The following is a 23,483-nucleotide window of genomic DNA, read 5'->3' on the forward strand; positions in this document are numbered from 1 at the left end:
ATACTATCCTTTATATTATCCTTTAAGGCGGGCGTTAAATTCTTTTTCTAAAATTTCAAGCGCTTTTTGCACGGCTGAATTGACCTCTTCATCGTTCAGGGTTTTTTCTAAAGAATGAATCACGCAACGCACGCTTAAGGCTATGGTGTTATCGCTTTCTTTAAAAATATCAAGGGGTAGAATCTCGCTTAAATTAGGGATTTGAGCGTCTTCTAGGGCTTTTTTAATCTTGCTAAAAGCGGTATTTTCATCAATGATGAGAGTCAAATCTCTCACACTGCTAGGGTAAATACTAAAGGGCTTTAATAGCATGGCAGGGCGTTTGAGTTTAGAAGCGTCTATCTCAGCGTAATAGCTTTCAAACAAATCTAATTCCTGGATCACTTTAGGGTGGATCTTAGCGATCACGCCTATGACTTCATTATTTTGAATGATTTTAGCGCTCTGGTAGGGGTGGTTAATGGGGGTTTGAGTGGTTAGTTTTTCCAAGCTAAAATCCCCTATAATTCTTGAAACGCATTCAGCGAAAGAATAAAAATCCCACGCCTTGCCCTTAGCATCAGGGTAGCTCTCTTTCTTTTGTAAGCCGCTTATTAAAAAGCCTAGTTTTTGGACTTCTTCTCTTTTAGCGTTATACACGCTCCCTTTTTCATAAAGGGCGATGCTTTTAAACCCTAAATTTTTATTCCTTAAACTGGCGTCTAAAAGCCCGCAAACAAGGCTCGTTCTTAGGGTGTTTAATTCCGTTGTGATAGGGTTTTGCAATTCTAGGGGATCTTCTAAAACTTCAAAGCCTAGTTTTTGCTGTTTTTCTTTAGAGTAAAACACGTAATGAATGACTTCTTTAAAACCGCAAGCGAGAGCCTTGTGTTTAAGGTTTTCAAAAAAGCGGTGCGTGTCATAATGGGGGTTTGAATTTTTATTACTGATGCAATTAAGAGACTTTGAGATCAAATTATCAATCCCTACAAAGCGCAAGATTTCTTCAGCAATATCTTGGATCGTTTTAATGTCATGCCTGAAGTTGGGAACGATAATCTCTAAAATTTGGGGTTTTGAGTTTGACACTTTTATGCTAACTTTAAAGCCTAAACTTTTTAAAATGCCTTGAATTTTTTCTTCTTCTACAGCAAGCCCCAAAATTTCAGTAATGTCTTCAAGTTGGAATTTAAGGGTGCGATCTTTTAAAGAATGCTCAGTTTGTTTGCTTTCTAAAATCGTGGCTTTTAACTGAGCGCTTAAAAAATTCAAGCCATCTGATAAATTAGGGTTGCTCCCCCTAGCGCTTCTATAAATAAGGGCGTTGTCTTTTTGAAGCGTTTTATCTTTTAGGGCGTGTAATTTTAAAGACAGGCTTATCGGATCAGTATAACTTGCCTCTAAAAGCAAATGCTCGCTCAAATCTTTTTGAACTTGATGCTTGATAGCGATCGTGGAGCGTTTTTGATGGTTGATATAAACGCTTTCAAGGTTGTTTTCATCGTTTTTCACGCTCAAATCCATAGGGGTTGTATTTAGGTTATAAGCGTTCATTATTACCCCACTAAAATGCGCGCTGAATTCTATGAAATTGTTCAGATCGTTCTCACTTAAGGCGTTATTATGAGCGAGCGAAAGTTTGACATTTAAAGGGGTTTTTAAAGAATGATTATAAATCAAATAATAAGCCAGATGCGATTCAATATTTTCACCCACACTAAGCGTGACAAAATCGCTTTTTGGCGTAAAATTTAAAGCCTTAATAGGTTTTAGGGGCGTGTGATAAAAGGCGCTAATCTCTCTGGCAATACCTAAAACGCTCAAGCAATCCCCACGATTGGGAGTCAATGAAATTTCTAAAACATGCGTGTTGAAAGGGGCGTATTCATTTAATTCTTTCCCCAAAACCAACTCCCCAACGCTCTCATCTAATTCCAAGATGCCATCATTGATTTTAGGGAAGCCCAATTCAGTGCTAGAGCAAATCATGCCATGGCTTTCAATCCCCCTAAGCTCCGTTTTAGCGATGGTGGTTGAGCCTATGATCGCTCCTTTGAGGGCGACTGGCACGAATTGGTTTGGCGCGACATTTTTAGCCCCACACACGATTGGCAACACTTCTTTGCCAATATCCACTTGACACACGCTGAGTTTTTCAGCGTTTTTATGGGGGGCTTTTTCTAAAACCCTACCCACAACCACATTTTTAGGGGCAACACAAGAAATACAGCTCTCCACTTCTAAACCTAAGCGGCTCAAATCCTCACAGAGTTTGGCTATATCTTTAGGCGTATTGACAAAAACATTCAAATCATTGACGCTCAGTTTCATTAAAAACTCTCCAACACTCTCAAATCAGTTTCAAAGAAACTGCGTAAATCATTGATTTGACAAGTCAGCATGGCTAATCTTTCAATCCCCATGCCAAAAGCAAACCCGCTCACATTCTCATACCCTATGGCTTCAAACACCGCATTATTGACCATGCCACAACCCAACACTTCCAGCCAGCCTGTGTGCGAGCAAACCCTACAGCCTTCTTGCTTGCAAAACACGCAACTAATATCCACTTCAGCGCTTGGCTCTGTGAAAGGGAAAAAGCTAGAGCGCCACCTTAATTTCACGCCGCCAAAGAAATAATGCAAAAAGTCTTCGATCACGCCCTTTAAGTGCGTGAAACGGATATTCCCTTTTTGATCCACGACAAGCCCTTCAATTTGGTGGAACATGGGCGTGTGGGTCAAATCATAATCGCGCCTGAAGGTTTCGCCTAAACAAATCATTTTAATGGGTGGGGTTTGTTCTTGCATGGTGTGGATTTGAACGGGCGAAGTGTGGGTCCTTAAAAGCTTGTGATCTTTAAAATAAAAAGTGTCTTGCATGTCTCTTGCAGGATGGTAAGGGGGCAAGTTTAAAGCGCTGAAATTGTGGAAATCATCTTCCACTAAAGAGCCGATTTCAAGCTTGTATCCTAATGGGGTAAAAAATTCAATGATTTTATTTTTAGTGTGGTTTAAAGGGTGAGAAGAGCTTGTTTTAATAGCGTTAAACAAACTCACATCAATTTTTTCTTTTTTCAAGCGTTCTTCTAATTCAAACTCTAAAATAGCCTTTTTTTTCCATTCAAAGGCTTTTTCAAACGCTTGTTTATAATGGTGGATTTCTTTAGCAAAGGCGTTTTTTTCTTCGCCGTTCAGATGTTTGAGCTGGTTGAATTTATCCGCAAAAACCCCCTTTTTGCCCAAAGCATTCAAGCGCGCTTCTTCTAACTCTTTGCTATTAGTAACCTTTTCTAATCGCTCTATTAAGGTGTGCAATAACGATCCTTATATTTTATTTTTAAAAAGCTATAATACAACTTTAATAAAAGAAAAACCTTAAAAGGTAGCAAAAAAGCATGAATGTGTTTGAAAAAATAATCAAAGGCGAAATCCCTTGTTCTAAGATTTTAGAAAACGATCGTTTTTTATCCTTTTATGACATTAACCCTAAAGCCAAAGTGCATGCGTTAGTGATCCCTAAGCAAAGCATTCAGGATTTTAATGGCATCACCCCAGAGCTTATGGCGCAAATGACAAGTTTTATTTTTGAAGTGGTGGAAAAATTAGGCATCAAAGAGAAGGGTTACAAGCTTTTAACGAATGTGGGTAAAAACGCAGGGCAAGAGGTGATGCATTTGCATTTTCATATTTTAAGCGAGGATATGCATTAAAAGCGTTGGTGGTATTTCGTGCAAGCGTTTTTAAACAGGAGTTTTGCTCCCTTACTCAACCCTAACGAGAGCCCTTTAGAACAGGTTAAATCCAGTATTGTTTTAAAAAAAGGGGTGTCTTATTTTGACTGGGGGGCTTCAGGTTTGGCGAGCGTTTTAGTGGAAAAGCGCGTGAAATCCTTACTGCCTTATTACGCGAACGCTCATTCCATCGCTTCTAAACATGCGATTTTAATGGGCATGCTTTTAAAAGAATGCCAAGAAAAGTTGAAGCATTCTTTAAATTTGAGCACTAATCATTGCGTCTTGAGTGCGGGGTATGGGGCGAGTTCAGCGATTAAGAAATTTCAAGAAATTTTAGGGGTGTGTATCCCTTCAAAAACGAAGAAAAATTTAGAGCCGTATTTGAAAGATATGGCTTTAAAGCGTGTGATTGTAGGGCCTTATGAACATCATTCTAATGAAATTAGTTGGCGTGAAGGCTTGTGTGAAGTGGTGCGTATCCCTTTGAATGAACATGGTTTATTGGATTTAGAAATTTTAGAGCAAACTTTAAAAAAATCCCCTAACAGCCTGGTTTCTATGAGTGCGGCTTCTAATGTAACCGGACTGCTTACGCCCTTAAAAGAAGTTTCATCATTGTGTAAGGAATATAAGGCCACTTTAGCTTTGGATTTAGCGAATTTTAGCGCGCATGCTAACCCTAAAGATTGCGAGTACCAAACCGGTTTTTATGCGCCTCATAAGCTTTTAGGGGGCATTGGAGGGTGCGGTCTTTTAGGCATTTCTAAAGATTTGATTGACACGCAGATCGCCCCGAGTTTTAGCGCAGGGGGCGTGATTAAATACGCTAATCGCACACGGCATGAATTTATTGATGAATTGCCTTTGAGGGAAGAATTTGGCACGCCAGGATTGTTGCAATTTTACAGGAGCGCTCTAGCGTATCAATTGAGAGATGAATGCGGTTTGGATTTTATCCACAAGAAAGAAAACAACCTTTTAAGAGTGCTAATGCATGGCTTAAAAGACTTGCCCGCTATTAATATTTATGGGAATTTAACAGCGAGTCGTGTGGGGGTAGTGGCTTTTAATATTGGAGGGATTTCGCCCTATGATTTAGCGAGAATCTTAAGCTATGAATACGCTATTGAGACCCGGGCAGGTTGCTCTTGTGCGGGGCCTTATGGGCATGATTTATTGAATCTTAACGCTCAAAAGTCAAGCGATTTTAACGCTAAACCCGGATGGCTTAGAGTGAGTTTGCACTTCACGCATTCCATAAATGATATTGATTATTTGCTAGACAGCTTGAAAAAAGCGGTTAAAAAATTGCGTTAAGCTAAAACTATTTTTAAGGAAAAATTTGGATATTTTAGATTTGAATAAAGCGCAAGCGGTGCAACAAAATGAACAAGAGGTAGAGGATAAAGAAAAAGAGTCTAAAGAGCCGGTGGTTTTAGAAGATTTGAGCGCTTTAGCATGGCTTGAATTAGAAGAGTTCAGCCGCCTTTCAGGGCTTCCTAAAGAAAGGATTTTGGAATTAGTGAATCTTGGTAAAATCAAGAGCAAAATAAGCCACAACAAACTTTTAATTGATGCGAGCAGCGGGACAAACGCTTTAATCAAAAAGGTAGAAAATAATTTGATTTCTATGGATATGAACGGGCGTTCTTTAGAGCCTGTGTTTGTGGAAAAGACCATTAACACGATTTTAAACTTGCATGATAAAGTCATTGGCGCTAAAGATGAAACGATTTCAGCCTTTAAAAATGAAAACATGTTTTTAAAAGACGCTTTAATCTCTATGCAAGAAGTCTATGAAGAAGATAAAAAAACCATCGATCTTTTGCGAGATGAACTCAACCAAGCGAGAGAAGAAATTGAATTTATGAAGAGGAAATACCGCTTGATGTGGGGGAAAGTCGCTGACATGAGCAGCGTGAATAAAAAGTAGTTTTCAATTAACGCCCATGCTTTGAGAGCTTATTAGCGATAATTTTATGTGAATATATGTTAGAATTTGGGGTATTTTAACAGAATGCAAGCTTGAAGGAGAATCATGTCCATTTCACGCAGGAGTATCCTAAAAAAAATCCCAATCGCGTTCGCTAGCGTTAATGTTTTAAAAGCCATTAATAGTTTTGAAAAAGTGGAATCCATTCCGCATGCAACGCATTTTGGCCCCTTTATCGCAAAGGTTCAAAATGGAGTAATTAAAGATATTGTCCCTCAAAAGAGCGATTATAACCCTACTATGATGTTAAAAGCGATGGCAGATAGGGTGTATTCAGATAGTAGGGTGAAGTATCCTTGCGTGCGTAAGAGCTTTTTAGAAAACAAAAAAAACCACAAAGAATTGCGCGGGAGAGAAGAGTTTGTACGCGTGAGTTGGGATGTGGCGTTGGATTTAGCGGCTAAAAAGCTTAAAGAAATCCCTAAAGAAAATATCTATAATGCCAGTTATGGTGGTTGGGGGCATGCGGGCAGCTTGCATCGTTGTCATCATTTAGCATGGCGTTTTTTTAATACGACTTTAGGGGGGGCTATTGGCACTGATGGGGAATATAGTAATGGTGCGGCCGCAAGAATAAACCCTATGATTGTAGGGGATATGGAAGTTTATTCGCAACAAACCACGCATGAAGAGATGATTAAAAATTGTAAGGTGTATGTCATGTGGGGGGCGGATTTACTCAAGTGCAACTGCATTGATTATTTTGTGCCAAACCATGTCAATGACAGCTACTACCCTAAGTATAAAAGAGCCGGTATTAAATTCATTAGTATCGATCCCATTTATACCGAAACCGCTCAAGCCTTTAATGCTGAATGGATACCCATTCGCCCTAACACTGATGTAGCGTTAATGCTAGGCATGATGCATTATCTTTATACGAGCAATCAATATGATAAAGCGTTTATCGCTAAATACACTGATGGTTTTGATAAATTTTTACCCTATTTGCTAGGAGAGGGCGATAATGCGCCTAAGACTTTAGAATGGGCGTCTCAAATCACTGGAGTGAGCGCAGAAAAGATCAAAGAATTAGCGGATTTGTTTGTCTCTAAACGCACTTTTTTAGCGGGTAATTGGGCCATGCAAAGAGCTCAGTATGGCGAGCAACCGGATTGGGCGTTAATTGTTTTAGCTAGTATGATTGGTCAAGTGGGCTTATCTGGTGGGGGCTTTGGCTTTTCTATGCATTATGGAGGAAACGCTCAAGCGAGCTCGGGGGCAAGAATTGTTCCTATGATTTCGCAAGGGCATAATTCTGTAAAAAGCGTTATTCCAGCATCTAGAGTTTCTGAAGCGATTTTGAATCCGGATAAAGAAATTGATTTTATGGGTAAAAAACTTAAATTACCTAAAATCAAAATGATCTACAATTGCGGGACGGATTTATTAGGGCATGAAGCTGATACGAACGAGCTGATTCGCGCTTTAAGAACCTTAGATTGCGTGATCGTGCATGAGCCTTGGTGGACGCCTACAGCGAAATTTGCTGATATTGTCTTTGCTTCCACTAGCACTATGGAAAGAGATGATATTACTTTTGGGGGGAGTTATTCTAAGAATGTGGTTTATGCCATGCGTAAGGTGGTAGAGCCTGTTTATGAATCCAAAGACGATTATGAGATTTTCAGACAGCTTGCTTTACGCATTGGGGGCAATGAAACAGAGCAGCGATTCACTGAATCTAAGAGTTACATGGAATGGATTAAGAGCCTTTATGAAAAAAGCGATGGCCCTACTTTGAAATCGTTTGATCAATTTTGGAGGGATGGCTTTGTGGAGTTTGAAATCCCTGAAAATGCGCGAAAGTTTGTGCGTCATGCGAAATTCAGGCAAGACCCTATTAATAATAAGCTGGATACAGAGAGCGGGAAAATTCAAATTTTTTCTCAAAAATGCGCGGATTTTAAACTGGCTGATTTTAAAGGGCATCCCACTTGGTTTGAGCCAGCTGAGTGGCTAGGCTCTAAAATGGCTGAGATTTATCCGTTCCATTTAATCTCTCCGCACCCAAAATACCGTGTCAATTCACAGCTTGATAACACTTGGGTTAGGAATGTGTATAAAATTCAAGGCAGAGAGCCTGTAATGATCAACGAACTAGACGCTAATAAATTAGGCATTAGGCATGGTGAAATTGTAGAAGTGTTTAACGCTAGGGGGAGGTTGTTAGCAGGGGCGTTTGTAACTAAGAATATCCGTCAAGGGGTTTTGAGTATCCAAAAAGGGGCATGGTATGACCCAGAAGATGGGAGGGTTAGAAACCCACGATGCAATGCAGGGCATGTGAATACGCTCACTTCTTTACGCCCCACAAGCAGCATGACACAAGCCATTTCAGCCAATACCGCTTTAGTCAATATTAGAAGACTTAGAAGGTATGAATTAGTCAAACCCTATCATTCTATTTCAACACCAAGCATCATTGGGGCTTAAACGGAGTGAAAATACTAGCATGAGAGTGTTTTTACCCAATAAAGACTTAATAACTAAAGACTTGACTACTAGCCAAACTAAAGCGTAATTCTCAATTTTTATATTATAATACCCAATCAATGCGTTTAATTTCTGTTTTCAATATTGACACTTAAAGGATAAAAGATGAATATTTTTCAAACGAGTTTGAAATGTTGCGTGGGGTTGGTTTTATTTATGGGGGTCTTATTAGGGGATTCTAAAGCTTTTAAGGTTAGGGTGGATAAAAGTTTGACTCCGCCCTTTTTGAATGTGCTTTCATTAGCTTTTAAACAAGACATGAAAAAAGAGATCATTTTTGTGGTTACCAAAAGCAACAAATTGAGTAAAAAAGTGCTTTGTGATTTTGACGCTTTTTTATTGCCTGAGACTCTGATGAGTGGCATGCCTAAAAAAGCGCTATTCCATAAGGAGTTTTTATTCCAATCTAAAGAAAATAAGACGCTCTATGTGTTTTCGCTGATTGATTCTCAATATTGCTCAAAAGGTGGAAATTACAGATACGAACTAGAAAAATTAGAACGCTGGTTTGTGCAAAAAGCGCCTGAGTTGGCTGAAAGCTATAGGGTGAATTACAAAAATCAATACAATAAAACACAGATCCCACAAAAATAAAGAATGAGCGATGATTTTAGTATTAGATTTTGGGAGCCAATACACACAGCTGATTGCTAGAAGATTGAGAGAGAGCGGGATTTATACAGAAATAGTCCCTTTTTTTGAAAGCATAGAAAACATTCAAAAAAAAGCCCCTAAAGGTTTGATTTTGAGTGGGGGGCCAGCGAGCGTGTATGCTAAAGACGCTTACAAGCCTAACGAGAAAATCTTTGATTTGAATTTGCCGATTTTAGGGATTTGCTACGGCATGCAGTATTTGGTGGATTTTTTTGGGGGCGTGGTGGCTTGCACGAATGAGCAAGAATTTGGTAAGGCTGTTTTAGAAATCGCTCAAAATTCTGTGATTTTTGAAGGCGTGAAGATTAAAAGCCTTGTGTGGATGAGCCACATGGATAAAGTCATAGAATTGCCTAAAGGCTTTACTACCCTTGCAAAAAGCCCTAATTCGCCCTATTGCGCGATTGAAAGCGATAAGATTTTTGGCTTGCAATTCCACCCAGAAGTCATTCAAAGCGAAGAAGGGGGTAAGATTTTAGAAAATTTTGCCCTTTTAGTTTGCGGCTGTGAAAAAACTTGGGGGATGCAGCATTTCGCTCAAAGAGAAATCGCACGATTGAAAGAAAAAATTGCTAACGCTAAGGTTTTGTGCGCGGTGAGTGGGGGCGTGGATTCTACGGTGGTCGCTACGCTATTACACAGAGCCATTAAGGATAATTTGATCGCTGTTTTTGTGGATCATGGCTTGTTGCGTAAAAATGAAAAAGAAAGGGTGCAAGCGATGTTTAAAGACTTGCAAATCCCTTTAAACACGATAGATGCTAAAGAAGTCTTTTTGTCTAAATTAAGGGGCGTGAGCGAGCCTGAATTGAAGCGAAAAATCATCGGCGAAACCTTTATTGAAGTGTTTGAAAAAGAAGCCAAAAAGCACCATTTAAAAGGCAAGATTGAATTTTTAGCCCAAGGCACTCTATACCCTGATGTGATTGAATCTGTGAGCGTTAAAGGGCCTTCAAAAGTGATCAAAACGCACCATAATGTGGGCGGACTGCCTGAATGGATGGACTTTAAACTCATAGAGCCTTTAAGGGAATTGTTTAAAGATGAGGTGCGTTTGTTGGGTAAAGAATTGGGCGTTAGCCAGGATTTTTTAATGCGCCACCCCTTTCCAGGGCCTGGGCTTGCGATAAGGATTTTAGGCGAGATCAGCGAGAGTAAGATCAAACGCTTGCAAGAAGCGGATTTTATTTTTATGGAGGAACTTAAAAAAGCCAATTTGTATGACAAGGTTTGGCAAGCTTTTTGCGTGCTGTTGAATGTCAATTCTGTGGGGGTTATGGGGGATAACCGCACTTATGAAAACGCTATTTGTTTAAGAGCGGTAAATGCGAGCGATGGCATGACAGCGAGTTTTTCATTTTTAGAGCATTCTTTTTTAGAAAAGGTTTCTAACCGCATCACTAATGAAGTGAGCGGTATCAATAGGGTGGTGTATGATATTACCTCTAAGCCACCAGGAACGATTGAATGGGAATGATTATCTTAAAAATAGCGCTAAAAGTGGGATTTTTTGGGTAAGATTAGGAATTGATTTTAAATAAAAAGAAAGAAAGGAAGTTAATGAAAAAAGGTAGTTTAGCAATCGTTTTAGGATCGTTGTTAGCAAGTGGGGCGTTTTATACGGCTCTAGCTGATGGAATGCCTATGAAGCAACAGCACAATAATATGGGCGAGTCCGTGGAGTTGCATTTCCATTACCCCATTAAAGGCAAGCAAGAGCCTAAAAACGGCCATTTAGTTGTCTTAATCGATCCTAAGATAGAGGCTAATAAAGTTATCCCTGAAAATTATCAAAAAGAGTTTGAGAAATCTTTGTTTCTCCAATTGAGTAGTTTTTTAGAGAGAAAAGGCTATAGCGTTTCGCAATTTAAAGACGTTAGCGAAATCCCTCAAGACATCAAAGAAAAAGCGTTGCTCGTTTTACGCATGGATGGGAATGTGGCTATCTTAGAAGATATTGTGGAAGAAAACGATGCGGCGAATGAAGAAAAGGTGATAGACATGTCTTCGGGGTATTTGAATTTGAATTTTGTTGAGCCAAAAAGTGAAGATATTATCCATAGTTTTGGTATTGATGTTTCAAAGATTAAGGCTGTGATTGAAAGAGTGGAATTGCGACGCACCAATTCTGGAGGTTTTGTCCCCAAAACTTTTGTGCATAAGATTAAAGAAACCGATCATGATCAAGCCATTAGAAAAATCATGAATCAAGCCTATCATAAAGTGATGGTGCATATTACCAAAGAGTTAAGCAAAAAACACATGGAACGTTATGAAAAAGTTTCTAGTGAAATGAAAAAACGAAAGTAGTTTTTAAGAAACAAAAAGCTTAAAATCATTGAGAGCTTTTTTAAAAAGTAGCTTTTTAAAAGGGTGGGGGAGTTGGAATTAATACAATTTTTGAGTTCCGCTTTTGATTTTAGCGGCATTTTTGAAAAATTACGCTCAAAAATCAAAAAATTCAGTTATAATAACGCTTCATGTGAAAATTTCGGGGCGTAGCGCAGTCTGGTTAGCGCACTTGGTTTGGGACCAAGGGGTCGAAGGTTCGAATCCTTTCGCCCCGACCACTTTTTTGCATAATTTATTGTTCTGTTTAAAATTCTTTGGTAGAATATCGCTTCCTTTCATTGAATGGTGGGAGTAGCTCAGTCGGTTAGAGCATCAGATTGTGGTCCTGAGGGTCGTGGGTTCGATTCCCATCTTCCACCCCATCTCATTAAATAAGCGTTTTACCAAGTTTTATGTTAGTCATTCCTTTATTTGAATTGTAAGCGTTCGTAGCTCAATTGGATAGAGCACCAGACTTCGGATCTGGGGGTTAGGGGTTCGACTCCCTTCGGGCGTACCACCTAACATTAATACCATTCAATGCGCTTGTAGCTCAGCTGGATAGAGCAACAGCCTTCTAAGCCGTAGGTCGCAGGTTCGAGTCCTGCCAAGCGCACCACTTTTGACATTCTTTAAAGAGGAGTTATGGATTCTTTAGAGTGGGGATTACTCATTTTCTTAATTCTTGTTTTTCTTATAGGCATAGGGTACTACATTTTTATGGTTCTTTCTTCTAAAGATTGATCATCAAAATAGCCCAATGACAAGTGGTAGGGTTGGAAATCTCTAAAACACAGATCTTACATGAAAAAATTCAATAAAAGCGGTTATAAAAACCTAAAAAGTGAAACATGTAAGAATAAAAGACATGCACATTATCCGTGACTTTATCGCGCCGAACAGGGAAAGCTTTTTGACTACGACTTGTGCGAAATCCTACTATAAAGCAAGACTTGTTAAAAATTAAGGCTCTGTTTTTAATTGAATCTCAATCATAAAATGTAAAAATACTCAAAGCATCGCATCAAGTAATATAGCGATCTAAAAAGAGGCTCACAATTGAGTTAAAGCCCGCTTTTTAGGGATAAATAAAAAGCGCTTTCAAATTGCATGGGTAACTTTATGGGGCGAAGCGTTTCTAATTTTTGGTATAATCGCTAGAAATTGTGAGAAAAATTTTATCTTGTTTGAGTGGGGTTTTGCATGCGTTTATTATTGTGGTGGGTATTGGTATTATCGCTCTTTTTAAATCCTTTGAGGGCGGTTGAAGAGCATGAGACAGATGCGGTGGATTTGTTTTTGATTTTCAATCAAATCAACCAGCTCAATCAAGTCATTGAAACTTACAAAAAAAACCCTGAAAGAAGCGCTGAAATCTCTCTGTATAACACCCAAAAGAACGATTTGATTAAAAGTTTGACTTCTAAAGTGTTGAATGAAAGGGATAAGATCGGGATTGATATAAACCAAAATTTAAAAGAGCAGGAAAAAATCAAAAAGCGTTTGTCTAAAAGCATTAAGGGCGATGATTTCTACACTTTCATGAAAGATAGATTGTCTTTAGATATTTTGTTGATAGATGAAATTTTGTATCGTTTTATAGATAAAATCAGGAGCAGTATTGATATTTTTAGCGAACAAAAAGACGTGGAAAGTATCAGCGATGCTTTCCTTTTGCGTTTAGGGCAATTCAAACTCTACACTTTCCCTAAAAATTTAGGCAATGTCAAAATGCATGAATTAGAGCAGATGTTTAGCGATTATGAATTGCGTTTGAACACCTATACCGAAGTCTTGCGTTACATCAAAAACCACCCTAAAGAAGTGCTTCCTAAAAACTTGATCATGGAAGTGAATATGGATTTTGTGTTAAACAAAATCAGCAAGTTTTTGCCTTTCACAGCCCATAGCTTGCAAGTGAGTAAGATCGCGCTGGCTTTGATGATTTTAGCTTTATTGTTGGGCTTAAGGAAATTGATCACTTGGCTTTTAGCCTTATTATTAGATCGTATTTTTGAAATCATGCAACGCAATAAAACAATGCATGTCAATGTGCAAAAGAGCATTGTTTCGCCCGTTTCTGTCTTTTTAGCCCTATTCAGTTGCGATATAGCTTTAGACATTTTCTACTACCCTAACGCATCACCCCCTAAAGTTTCTATGTGGGTGGGCGCGGTGTATATCATGCTTTTAGCATGGTTAGTGATAGCACTCTTTAAAGGCTATGGGGAAGCGTTAGTTACGAATATGGCTACCAAAAGCACGCACAATTTTAGAAAAGAAGTGATCAACTTGATCTTAAAAGTCGTGTATTTTTTGATCTTCATTGTCACGCTTTTAGGGGTTTTAAAGCAACTAGGGTTTAACGTTTCAGCCATCATCGCTTCTTTAGGGATTGGGGGGTTAGCGGTGGCTTTGGCGGTTAAAGACGTGTTGGCGAATTTTTTTGCTTCTGTTATTTTATTGTTAGACAATTCGTTTTCTCAAGGGGATTGGATCGTGTGCGGTGAAGTGGAAGGTACGGTGGTGGAAATGGGGTTAAGGCGCACCACAATCAGGGCTTTTGATAACGCTCTTTTGTCCGTGCCTAATTCAGAGTTAGCCGGAAAACCCATCAGGAATTGGAGCCGGCGTAAAGTGGGAAGGCGCATTAAAATGGAAATAGGCCTAACTTATAGCTCCAGCCAAAGCGCCTTACAGCTTTGCGTGAAAGACATTAAAGAAATGTTAGAAAACCACCCCAAAATCGCTAATGGAGCCGATAGCACTTTGCAAAACGCGAGCGATTACCGCTACATGTTTAAAAAAGATATTGTTTCTATTGACGATTTTTTAGGGTATAAAAACAATCTGTTTGTCTTTTTGGATCAGTTTGCGGACAGTTCTATTAATATTTTAGTGTATTGTTTTTCTAAGACGGTGGTTTGGGAAGAGTGGCTAGAAGTCAAAGAAGACGTGATGCTAAAAATCATGGGGATTGTAGAAAAGCACCATTTGAGTTTTGCTTTCCCATCACAGAGTTTGTATGTGGAGAGTTTGCCAGAAGTTAGCCTGAAAGAAGGGGCTAAAATCTAAAACTTGCAATTATTGGTAGATGTATTCTTTGGTTAAGGGGAAAGTGTTATCCACGCTGTTGGTTAAAAGCAATTGGAATAAATCCGCGCTCCCTACCCTGAAAGCGGACGCGCAAGTCCTTAAATACAGATCCCACATGCGGATAAATCTTTCGTCATAGCCGAGTCTTTTCACTTGGTCTAGATTGTGGTTGAAGTTGTCTCGCCAAATGTCTAAAGTCTTGGCGTAATGGATTCGTAAGCTTTCAGCCATGAGCAGGTGGAAGTCGCACTCGCTCATCACGCTCATCACTTCTCTTAAAGAGGGCAAGTAGCCACCTGGGAAGATGTATTTATCCACCCATGCGTTAGTCTTGCCTTCAAAACAGCATAAAATGGAGTGGAGCAAAAACATCCCGCCCCTTTTTAACACTTCTTTAACTTTTTTGAAATAAAAGGGCAAATTATCCTTACCCACATGCTCAAACATGCCCACGCTCACCACCTTATCAAAGCGGTATAACCGCCCGTCTAAATCCTGGTAATTCAATAATTTGATCGTTACTTTATCCTCTAACCCTAGCTCTTGGACTCGTTTGTTAGCCTGTTTGTATTGCTCGCTAGAAATGGTGATCCCCATCACTTGCGCCCCATATTCTTGCGCGGCTTTTATAGAGAGATAGCCCCAGCCACAGCCTATATCCAGCAGTTTTTCACCCGGTTTTAAATGGAGCTTTTTTAAAGTGTGATCTAATTTTTGGAGTTGGGCAGCATGGAGAGTGTCATCGTCTTTTTTGAAATACGCACATGAATAGCTTAGGGTTTCATCCAGCCAGATAGAATAAAAGTCATTCCCTAGATCGTAATGTTTAGAAATGTTGGAGCTTTCTTTGACAGGCTTTTGGATAGCTTTAGCGTTATCATGTTTGTGCAAATGCTCATAATTGGTTTGCAAATACAAAGAATGCATCATCTCATCCATAGAACCTTCAATATCAATCACGCCGTCCATATAAGCCTCAGCGATCGTTAAAGACATGTCTTTTTTAATATCGCTAAATTTTAGGGGGCGATGGATTTTAAGGGTGAATTTAGGCGAATGTTCGCCATTCCTATAAACGCTATTATCCCAAAAAACGACCTGATAATCGCCGTTTTTCCACTGCTTGAACATGCTTTTGAGCAAAAATTTTGAAATCATCTGTCTATTCCTTGAACTCTTTTTTCAATTTTTTGAGCGTTAATTATAATGAATTTTAAGCTAAAAACACCCCATGAATACGCATAAATTCAACCTCTATTCTCTAAATTTTTAAAAGCATGTTAAAATTAAGAGATTTCAAACAAATTTAAGGTAACACGATTATAAAGATGCAAAAATCACTGATCACAACCCCCATTTATTATGTGAATGATGTCCCTCATATTGGCCATGCTTATACGACTTTGATTGCGGATACTTTAAAGAAGTATTACACGCTTCAAGGCGAAGAAGTCTTTTTTTTAACCGGCACCGATGAGCATGGGCAAAAGATCGAACAAAGCGCGAGACTAAGGAATCAAAGCCCCAAAGCTTACGCCGATAGCATTAGCGCGATTTTTAAAAACCAGTGGGATTTTTTCAATTTGGATTATGATGGTTTTATCCGCACCACAGACAGCGAGCATCAAAAATGCGTGCAAAACGCCTTTGAAATCATGTTTGAAAAAGGGGATATTTATAAAGGCACTTATAGCGGGTATTATTGCGTGAGCTGTGAGAGTTATTGCGCGATCTCTAAAGTGGATAATACAGATAGTAAAGTCCTATGCCCTGATTGCTTGAGAGAGACCACGCTTTTAGAAGAGGAGAGCTATTTTTTCAGATTGAGCGCGTATGAAAAGCCTTTATTGGAATTTTACGCTAAAAACCCTGAAGCGATTTTGCCCATTTATCGTAAAAACGAGGTAACTTCTTTTATTGAGCAGGGTTTATTGGATCTGTCTATCACGCGCACGAGCTTTGAATGGGGCATTCCTTTACCTAAAAAAATGAACGATCCTAAACATGTGGTGTATGTTTGGCTGGACGCTTTATTGAATTATGCGAGCGCGTTAGGGTATTTGAACGATTTAGACAATAAAATGGTGCATTTTGAACGCACTAGGCATATTGTGGGTAAGGATATTTTACGCTTCCATGCCATTTATTGGCCAGCTTTTTTGATGAGTTTGAATTTACCCTTATTCAAACAGCTCTGTGTGCATGGGTGGTGGACGATAGAGGGCGTGAAAATGAGTAAGAGCTTGGGCAATGTTTTAGACGCTCAAAAGCTCGCCATGGAGTATGGGATTGAAGAATTACGCTATTTTTTATTGCGTGAGGTGCCTTTTGGACAAGATGGGGATTTTTCTAAAAAAGCGTTAGTAGAAAGGATCAATGCGAACTTGAACAACGATTTGGGGAATTTGTTGAATCGCTTGCTAGGCATGGCTAAAAAATATTTCAATTATTCTTTAAAAAGCGCCAAAATCACTGCGTATTATCCTAAAGAGCTAGAAAAAGCGCATCAAATATTAGATAACGCTAATTCTTTTGTGCCTAAAATGCAGTTGCATAAAGCTTTAGAGGAATTGTTTAATGTTTATGATTTTTTAAACAAACTCATCGCTAAAGAAGAGCCGTGGGTTTTGTACAAAAACAACGAATCAGAAAAACTAGAAGCTTTGTTGAGTTTGATCGCAAACGCGCTGTTACAATCAAGCTTCTTGCTCTATGCATTCATGCCAAAGAGCGCTATGAAATTAGCGAGCGCTTTTCATGTAGAAATCACGCCCAATAATTACGAACGCTTTTTTAAATTTAAAAATTTACAAGATATGGTTTTACAAGACACTGAGCCTTTATTTTGTAAAATGGAAAAAGTGGAAAAAGCCCCACTGAAAGAAAATCAAGAAAAAGAAAAAAAAGCAGAAAAAGAAAAAGCCCCACCAACACAAGAAAACTATATCAGTATTGAGGATTTCAAAAAAGTAGAGATTAAAGTAGGGCTTATTAAAGAAGCTCAAAGGATTGAAAAATCCAATAAATTACTGCGCTTAAAAGTGGATTTAGGCGAAAATCGTTTGAGGCAGATCATCTCAGGGATCGCTTTGGATTATGAGCCTGAAAGTTTGGTGGGACAAATGGTGTGCGTGGTGGCCAATTTAAAACCCGCCAAGCTCATGGGCGAAATGAGTGAGGGCATGATTTTAGCGGTGCGAGATAATGATAATCTGGCTTTAATCAGCCCTACCAAAGAAAAAATCGCAGGAAGTTTGATCAGTTAAATGCGATTAGGGGTGAATGAAGCCGTAGAATTGAGTTTGGGTGAATTGCAAAACACGCCCTCAATCAGCTATTTTAATTCTATTGTTTTGTCCTTAAATAAAGTCCAAAAAGGCTCTTTATTTGCCGCTAAAGATCATGCGCTCATTCCTAAAGCCTTAGAGTTAGGGGCTTATGGGATCTTATACACAGGAGAATATCCTTTAAGCGATAAGGATGTGGCATGGATCAAGCTTAAAGATATAGAGCATTCTTTGAACCATTTGTTTAAATTTTGCTTGTTGAACGAGCGCGTGGTCGGAGCGTTGTTAAGCCCCATAGAATTAGAGATCGCTTCTAAAATCATCGTGAGCGATTTTGTGTGGTGTTTGAAAGAAAGTCTTGAAGATTTATTCATTATAGATGGGTGTAAAATAGCCTTTTTTGATAAATTGGAGTGGCTTCATTTGTTTTACAAGCAGGAGCGCTTGAAAGAATATCTAAAAGAAAGCCGTTTAATGATTCTCAACCAATCGTTTTTTTGCAGCGCTTTAGTCTATGAAAAACAAGAGTATGAATTAAAAATGCCATGCGTCTTTTTAGAGCCTTTAAAAAGGGTCATTCAATTGTGCGAAAAATTAAAGATTGAATTTGATTTGAATCTTTTAAGCAAGAAAGAACCTGCTTTAGATCATTGCAAACCCTTTTTTGTGAATAAAAATTTAGAAATAGCCCCTTATGGCACAACGGCAAGGGTGGTTGTTGCTGAGACTTCAAAAGAATTGTTTGAAATGATGCTTCAAAAAGCCCTTGAGACTTTGTCGTGGGGGAAAATTGTCGTGTTTTGTCGTAAAAACAGCGCGGCTTTCTTTGAAAAAAATAACCCTTATTGTTACACCACTCATAACAACCTTAAAGAGCAATTAAAAAATTTAGCGTTTAATTTCGCTTTTATTTATGGGATTAGCTATTCTCATTTAGAATCCCTTCTAAACCCCCCTCTTTTTAGAAAAACCCCCACGCTATGGTAAGTCATGCTCATTTGTAACGATAATTTCAATCCAAAAACCCTTTTAGAAGAAGTCATGGCTCTAAGGCCATGGCGTAAAGGCCCTTTTGAAATTTCTCAAATTAAGATTGATAGCGAATGGGATAGCTCCATTAAATGGGATCTAGTCAAAAACGCCACTCCCTTAAAAGATAAGGTTGTGGCTGATGTGGGTTGCAATAACGGCTATTACTTGTTTAAGATGCTAGAATATAAGCCTAAAAGTTTGGTGGGGTTTGATCCGGGCGTTTTAGTCAAAAAACAATTTGAATTTTTAGCCCCCTTTTTTGATAAAGAACAAAAGATCATTTATGAGTCTTTAGGGGTAGAGGATCTGCATGAAAAATACTCTAACGCTTTTGATGTCATTTTTTGCTTAGGAGTGCTATACCACAGAAAAAGCCCGCTAGAGGCTTTAAAAGCCTTATATCATGCTTTAAAAATAAAAGGGGAGCTGGTGTTGGATACGCTCATTATTAATTCGCCCCTAGACATCGCCCTTTGCCCTAAAAAAACTTACGCTAAAATGAAAAATGTTTATTTTATCCCTAGCGTTAGCACGCTAAAAGGGTGGTGCGAAAGGGTGGGGTTTGAAAATTTTGAGATTCTTAGCGTTTCAAAGACCACGCCTAAAGAACAGCGTAAAACGGATTTTATTTTGGGGCAGAGTTTGGAAGATTTTTTGGATAAAACGGATTATTCTAAAACTTTAGAGGGGTATGACGCTCCTTTAAGGGGGTATTTTAAGATGCTTAAACCAAGCAAGCTTTAATAAAGGATTAAATAGTGCAAGAATCAGTCGTTCGTGTGGATTATGACTCTTTAGAGACTTGTAAGAATTTCAAACCAAGCGTTGGCACTGAACTAGTCGTTTTAGAAAAAGATATAGCCCATGCGCGTTTCAAGGGCAATGAAAGCATGGTGTATGAAGAAAATTTTGTGCATGCTGGGTTTGTGCTTATTGCGTGCAATTATGCGGCCTTGTGCGCGTTGAATAAAAGGCACAGCGTGGTGGTTTCTAATAACATCAATTTTTACGCCCCCCTAGAATTGAATCAAGAAGCGCTCATTAAAGCGCAAGTCATTCAAGATGGCGTGAAAAAAGCTGAAATAAAAATAGAGGCGTTTGTGTTAGACATTCAGGTTTTAGAGGGGATGATAGAAATCGTGGTGTTTGATAAAAAGCCTTTTAAATTCAATTTTAAAGAAGAGTAGTTAAATGGTTATTGTTTTAGTCGTGGATAGCTTTAAAGACACCAGTAATGGCACTTCTATGACAGCGTTTCGTTTTTTTGAAGCGCTGAAAAAAAGAGGGCATGTGATGAGAGTGGTTGCCCCTTATGTGGATAATTTAGGGAGTGAAGAAGAAGGGTATTACAACCTTAAAGAGCGCTATATCCCCCTAGTTACAGAAATCTCACACAAACAACACATCCTTTTTGCTAAACCGGATGAAAAAATCTTAAGAAAGGCTTTTAAGGGAGCGGATATAATCCATACTTATTTGCCTTTTTTGCTAGAAAAAACAGCCGTAAAAATCGCGCGAGAAATGCAAGTGCCTTACATTGGCTCTTTCCATTTACAGCCAGAGCATATTTCCTATAACATGAAATTGGGGCAATTTTCTTGGTTTAACATGACGCTTTTTTCGTGGTTTAAATCTTCGCATTACCGCTATATCCACCATATCCATTGCCCGTCAAAATTCATTGTAGAAGAATTAGAAAAATACAATTATGGAGGGAAAAAATACGCTATTTCTAACGGCTTTGATCCCATGTTTAAATGCGAACACCCACAAAAAAGCCTTTTTGACACCACACCCTTTAAAATCGCTATGGTAGGGCGCTATTCTAATGAAAAAAACCAAAGCGTTTTAATCAAAGCGATTGCTTTAAGCAAATACAAACAAGATATTGTATTATTACTCAAGGGCAAAGGGCCTGATGAGAAAAAAATCAAACTTCTAGCCCAAAAACTAGGCGTAAAAACGGAGTTTGGGTTTGTCAATTCTAATGAATTGTTAGAGATTTTAAAAACTTGCACCCTTTATGCGCACACGGCCAATGTGGAAAGCGAAGCGATTGCGTGTTTAGAAGCCATTAGCGTGGGGATTGTGCCTGTTATCGCTAATAGCCCTTTAAGCGCGACCAGGCAATTTGCGCTAGATGAACGATCGTTATTTGAGCCTGATAACGCTAAAGATTTGAGCTCTAAAATAGATTGGTGGTTAGAAAACAAGCTTGAAAGAGAAAGAATGCAAAACGAATACGCTAAAAGCGCTTTAAATTACACTTTAGAAAATTCAGTCATTCAAATTGAAAAAGTTTATGAAGAAGCGATCAGAGATTTTAAAAACAACCCCCATCTCTTTAAAACCTTATCGTGATAAAAGGATAAAAAATGCAAGAAGTCCATGATTATGGGATTAATTTTTGGAGCAATAACGAATTTAAGATAGAAAAAGGCTTGGTTAAAGTTTGTCATGGCAAAAACCCCTCGCTTTTAGAAATCGTTCAAAGCGTGCGCGATAAGGGCTATAGAGGGCCTTTGTTGGTGCGATTCCCCCATTTGGTGCAAAAACAAATCAAAAGCCTGTTTGATGCGTTTTCTTCAGCGATTAAAGAGTATCAATACAGCGGGGCTTTTAAGGCGGTTTTCCCTTTAAAGGTCAATCAAATGCCCTCGTTTGTTTTGCCTTTAGTTCAGGGGGCTAAGGGCTTGGATTATGGTTTAGAGGCCGGGAGTAAATCTGAGCTCATCATTGCGATGAGTTACACTAACCCCACAGCCCCTATCACCGTGAATGGCTTTAAAGACAAAGAAATGATTGAGCTTGGCTTTATCGCTAAAAGCATGCAGCATGAGATCACTTTAACGATTGAGGGTTTGAATGAGTTGAAAACCATTATCGCCGTGGCTAAACAAAACGATTTTGTAGCATGCCCTAAAATTGGCATTCGCATCCGTTTGCACAGTGCTGGCACTGGCGTTTGGGCAAAGAGTGGGGGAATCAATTCTAAATTTGGTCTTAGCAGCACTGAAGTTTTAGAAGCGATGCGCCTTTTAGAAGAAAACGACTTACTAGAGCATTTCCACATGATACATTTCCACATAGGCTCTCAAATCAGCGATATTTCGCCCTTAAAAAAGGCTTTAAGAGAAGCGGGTAACTTGTATGCAGAATTGCGTAAAATGGGCGCTAAAAATCTTAATAGCGTGAATATTGGAGGGGGGTTAGCCGTAGAATACACCCAACACAAGCACCACCAAGATAAAAACTACACTTTAGAAGAATTCAGCGCTGATGTGGTGTTTTTATTGAGGGAAATTGTGAAAAATAAGCAAGAAATAGAGCCGGATATTTTCATTGAATCAGGCCGTTACATTTCCGCTAACCATGCCGTTTTAGTGGCTCCGGTGTTAGAATTGTTTTCGCATGAATACAATGAAAAATCCCTAAAAATCAAAGAAAATAATAACCCCCCCTTGATTGATGAAATGCTAGACTTGCTCGCTAATATCAATGAAAAAAACGCCATTGAATACTTGCATGATAGTTTTGATCACACCGAGTCGCTATTCACGCTTTTTGATTTGGGCTATATTGATTTGATTGACAGGAGCAACACTGAAGTTTTAGCCCATTTGATCGTCAAAAAAGCGGTGCAATTGCTTTATGTTAAGGATCATAACGATATTTTACGCATTCAAGAGCAGGTCCAAGAGCGCTATTTATTGAATTGCTCGTTTTTCCAAAGCTTGCCGGATTATTGGGGCTTGAGACAGAATTTCCCGGTCATGCCCTTGAATAAATTAGATGAAAAGCCCACCAGGAGCGCGAGCTTGTGGGATATTACTTGCGATAGCGATGGGGAAATCGCTTTTGATTCCACCAAACCCTTGTTTTTGCATGATATAGACATAGATGAAGAAGAATACTTTTTAGCGTTCTTTTTAGTGGGAGCGTATCAAGAAGTTTTAGGCATGAAACACAATTTATTCACGCACCCTACGGAATTTAGCGTGGTTTTTGATGAAAAAGGCGATTATGAAGTGGAAGATATTTGCGAAGCCCAAACGATTTTAGACGTGCTAGACGATTTGGACTATGACACCAAAGAGATCGAGCGCCTTTTAAAACAAAAAATTGAAGACAACAACCAACTGGACATGGAAGAAAAGAAAGAAATCATGGGGCGCTTGTATGTCATGCTGAGCGAAAACGGGTATTTGCGCACGATTTCTTAAACGCAAAAACCCACTAAAAACGCTTTTTGTTGGGTTTTTATATTGTTTAAGATCTTTAAGACTTCTTTAGATTTCATTTAAGGATATTTTCCATGATTTCTTTCACTATTTTAGGGTGCAAGATTTCGCCAGAATGAAAAGGCAAAACTCACCTGATTTTATCTTTCACATAAATTCTATGGCTGCCCTTTTGCCTAGAGAAAACAAATCCATTCTGCAATAATAACTTCTCTGCTTCTTTAGCTGTGAGTCGTGGCAATTCAGGCAAAAGCTATCTCAATGGTTACAGAATTTTTCTTAGAAAGAAAAGCTAACTCATCGGCTTCTAAATCTCCCAAATGAAGCTCTATGGCTTCTTTAATATTTCTTAAGGCTTCTTCATAACTTTTCCCTTGTGATACACAACCTTTTAGAAAGGGGACAAAAGCAAAATACCCATTCTCATCTTTTTCTATGACAGCGTTTATAAGCATGGCACTACCTTTGATTAAAATTCTTATGATTATACACATAATATATTTTAAACAAAATTAAATTAACAGGTTAGAGAGGGAATAAAAAAATAAAAGAATAAAAGAGAGATTAAAAAAAGAGAGCCACCCCACATGGGGGGTTTAGTTTTCTAAATTTTCAGCCTCGCCCTTATTTAACATCTC

19 protein-coding genes, 4 tRNA genes and 1 pseudogene are annotated in these 23,483 nt (G+C 38.7%); 19 read left to right on the forward strand and 5 right to left on the reverse strand.

Annotation, left to right across the window (positions count from 1 at the left end):
- Positions 1 to 15: 15 nt before the first annotated feature.
- Together pheT and pheS are read right to left on the reverse strand one after the other, a co-directional pair.
- Positions 16 to 2,310 (reverse strand): phenylalanine--tRNA ligase subunit beta, encoded by a 2,295-nt coding sequence (gene pheT / locus G6069_RS05630; RefSeq protein ID WP_197293642.1) that lies wholly within the window; start codon positions 2,308 to 2,310, stop codon positions 16 to 18.
- Positions 2,310 to 3,296 carry a phenylalanine--tRNA ligase subunit alpha gene (gene pheS, locus G6069_RS05635; RefSeq protein WP_097684757.1) on the reverse strand — a complete coding sequence of 329 codons (987 nt, stop codon included), beginning with the start codon at positions 3,294 to 3,296 and terminating at the stop codon, positions 2,310 to 2,312. Before pheS ends, pheT begins: the two co-directional genes overlap by 1 nt.
- Before the next feature lie 80 nt (positions 3,297 to 3,376).
- Between pheS and G6069_RS05640 the strand changes: the two genes are divergently transcribed.
- From G6069_RS05640 to G6069_RS05695, 13 genes are all read left to right on the forward strand, one after another.
- Positions 3,377 to 3,691 (forward strand): histidine triad nucleotide-binding protein, encoded by a 315-nt coding sequence (locus G6069_RS05640; protein WP_097696552.1) that lies wholly within the window; start codon positions 3,377 to 3,379, stop codon positions 3,689 to 3,691.
- An 18-nt stretch (positions 3,692 to 3,709) separates the two neighbouring features.
- Complete coding sequence (locus tag G6069_RS05645) at positions 3,710 to 5,032, forward strand: aminotransferase class V-fold PLP-dependent enzyme (protein WP_197293643.1); 1,323 nt, start codon at positions 3,710 to 3,712, stop codon at positions 5,030 to 5,032.
- Positions 5,033 to 5,057: 25 nt separating this feature from the next.
- Positions 5,058 to 5,648, forward strand: a complete 591-nt coding sequence (locus tag G6069_RS05650) for a DUF3972 domain-containing protein (protein WP_000352070.1) — start codon at positions 5,058 to 5,060, stop codon at positions 5,646 to 5,648.
- A 105-nt stretch (positions 5,649 to 5,753) separates the two neighbouring features.
- Entirely contained in the window at positions 5,754 to 8,144 is a 2,391-nt protein-coding gene (locus tag G6069_RS05655; protein WP_197293644.1) for a molybdopterin guanine dinucleotide-containing S/N-oxide reductase, read from the forward strand.
- Positions 8,145 to 8,309: 165 nt separating this feature from the next.
- Positions 8,310 to 8,798, forward strand: coding sequence for a hypothetical protein (locus G6069_RS05660; protein ID WP_001020235.1), 489 nt, complete (start codon positions 8,310 to 8,312; stop codon positions 8,796 to 8,798).
- Positions 8,799 to 8,808: 10 nt separating this feature from the next.
- Positions 8,809 to 10,335 carry a glutamine-hydrolyzing GMP synthase gene (gene guaA / locus G6069_RS05665; RefSeq protein WP_197293645.1) on the forward strand — a complete coding sequence of 509 codons (1,527 nt, stop codon included), beginning with the start codon at positions 8,809 to 8,811 and terminating at the stop codon, positions 10,333 to 10,335.
- Positions 10,292 to 10,399, forward strand: a complete 108-nt coding sequence (locus G6069_RS08120; RefSeq protein WP_079295566.1) for a neuraminyllactose-binding hemagglutinin-like domain protein — start codon at positions 10,292 to 10,294, stop codon at positions 10,397 to 10,399. Before guaA ends, G6069_RS08120 begins: the two co-directional genes overlap by 44 nt.
- A 19-nt stretch (positions 10,400 to 10,418) precedes the next feature.
- Positions 10,419 to 11,168: an HpaA2 protein gene (gene hpaA2, locus G6069_RS05670; protein ID WP_197293646.1), complete on the forward strand. Its 750-nt coding sequence runs from the start codon at positions 10,419 to 10,421 to the stop codon at positions 11,166 to 11,168.
- A gap of 182 nt (positions 11,169 to 11,350) precedes the next feature.
- Positions 11,351 to 11,428 (forward strand) — tRNA-Pro (locus tag G6069_RS05675).
- 67 nt (positions 11,429 to 11,495) lie between these two features.
- Positions 11,496 to 11,572: transfer RNA gene (locus tag G6069_RS05680), tRNA-His, on the forward strand.
- Positions 11,573 to 11,632: 60 nt separating this feature from the next.
- A tRNA-Arg gene (locus G6069_RS05685) sits at positions 11,633 to 11,709 on the forward strand.
- A 22-nt stretch (positions 11,710 to 11,731) separates the two neighbouring features.
- Positions 11,732 to 11,808: transfer RNA gene (locus tag G6069_RS05690), tRNA-Arg, on the forward strand.
- 584 nt (positions 11,809 to 12,392) lie between these two features.
- Positions 12,393 to 14,264, forward strand: a complete 1,872-nt coding sequence (locus tag G6069_RS05695) for a mechanosensitive ion channel family protein (protein ID WP_197293647.1) — start codon at positions 12,393 to 12,395, stop codon at positions 14,262 to 14,264.
- 9 nt (positions 14,265 to 14,273) lie between these two features.
- On the opposite strand, the gene cfaS is transcribed toward G6069_RS05695, so the two are convergent.
- Positions 14,274 to 15,443, reverse strand: coding sequence for a cyclopropane fatty acid synthase (cfaS, locus tag G6069_RS05700; RefSeq protein WP_197293648.1), 1,170 nt, complete (start codon positions 15,441 to 15,443; stop codon positions 14,274 to 14,276).
- Positions 15,444 to 15,613: 170 nt separating this feature from the next.
- Between cfaS and metG the strand changes: the two genes are divergently transcribed.
- Genes metG through speA form a run of 6 tightly spaced genes read left to right on the forward strand, consistent with a single transcriptional unit; the run spans position 15,614 to position 22,827 of the window.
- Positions 15,614 to 17,551, forward strand: coding sequence for a methionine--tRNA ligase (gene metG / locus G6069_RS05705; protein WP_197293649.1), 1,938 nt, complete (start codon positions 15,614 to 15,616; stop codon positions 17,549 to 17,551).
- A complete protein-coding gene (locus tag G6069_RS05710; RefSeq protein ID WP_197293650.1) occupies positions 17,552 to 18,559 on the forward strand; it encodes a ferrochelatase in 1,008 nt (335 codons plus the stop codon).
- 3 nt (positions 18,560 to 18,562) lie between these two features.
- On the forward strand, positions 18,563 to 19,348 hold the full coding sequence (cmoB, locus tag G6069_RS05715) for a tRNA 5-methoxyuridine(34)/uridine 5-oxyacetic acid(34) synthase CmoB (RefSeq protein ID WP_197293651.1): 786 nt from the start codon (positions 18,563 to 18,565) through the stop codon (positions 19,346 to 19,348).
- 14 nt (positions 19,349 to 19,362) lie between these two features.
- The gene (locus G6069_RS05720) at positions 19,363 to 19,791 is read left to right on the forward strand and encodes a hotdog domain-containing protein (protein ID WP_001158316.1); all 429 of its coding nucleotides are present in this window, start codon (positions 19,363 to 19,365) and stop codon (positions 19,789 to 19,791) included.
- Positions 19,792 to 19,795: 4 nt separating this feature from the next.
- The gene (locus G6069_RS05725; protein WP_197293652.1) at positions 19,796 to 20,965 is read left to right on the forward strand and encodes a glycosyltransferase family 4 protein; all 1,170 of its coding nucleotides are present in this window, start codon (positions 19,796 to 19,798) and stop codon (positions 20,963 to 20,965) included.
- A 14-nt stretch (positions 20,966 to 20,979) separates the two neighbouring features.
- The gene (gene speA, locus G6069_RS05730) at positions 20,980 to 22,827 is read left to right on the forward strand and encodes an arginine decarboxylase (RefSeq protein ID WP_077656473.1); all 1,848 of its coding nucleotides are present in this window, start codon (positions 20,980 to 20,982) and stop codon (positions 22,825 to 22,827) included.
- A gap of 73 nt (positions 22,828 to 22,900) precedes the next feature.
- Here speA and G6069_RS05735 read toward each other — a convergent pair.
- A pseudogene (locus G6069_RS05735) lies at positions 22,901 to 23,095 on the reverse strand (type II toxin-antitoxin system HicA family toxin).
- Positions 23,088 to 23,300, reverse strand: coding sequence for a type II toxin-antitoxin system HicB family antitoxin (locus G6069_RS05740; RefSeq protein WP_079360308.1), 213 nt, complete (start codon positions 23,298 to 23,300; stop codon positions 23,088 to 23,090). The pseudogene G6069_RS05735 and the gene G6069_RS05740 overlap by 8 nt, the downstream one beginning before the upstream one ends.
- Positions 23,301 to 23,483 lie beyond the last annotated feature (183 nt).

The sequence above is a fragment of the Helicobacter pylori genome (genome assembly GCF_017594925.1).
Classification (GTDB): Bacteria; Campylobacterota; Campylobacteria; order Campylobacterales; family Helicobacteraceae; genus Helicobacter; species Helicobacter pylori_DP.